This window comes from Peribacillus sp. SIMBA_075 (assembly GCF_046534585.1).
On record NZ_JAWRYN010000865.1, the window covers coordinates 1 to 262 of the forward strand.

Annotated in this window: 1 protein-coding gene; it reads right to left on the reverse strand. The window is 29.8% G+C overall.

The window, feature by feature from the left end; translation table 11 throughout:
* Positions 1-262: phage lytic cycle repressor MrpR family protein (locus SB775_RS30710; RefSeq protein ID WP_486360725.1), on the reverse strand; the 262-nt coding region annotated here is incomplete at both ends.

Below are 262 nucleotides of genomic sequence, written 5' to 3' on the forward strand. Positions count from 1 at the left end.
CTTTTATTGTTCTCTCACCATTTTTTGAATCATGTACAGTTAGCATATTATTATTATTTAACGCTTTTTCTATATCACTTCTTGTAAGACTGGTCATTTCACTTGCCTCGTAACCTAATATGCCCTCAAAAAGCAATCTAAACAAGGCTCTATCTTGGGCATTAATTAATTCTTCGCACATTTTTTCCAATTCGTTTTTAGTTATATATAGTTTTAATGATGAATCTATACATGACAATAGATCATTGGTTTTTATCAACCT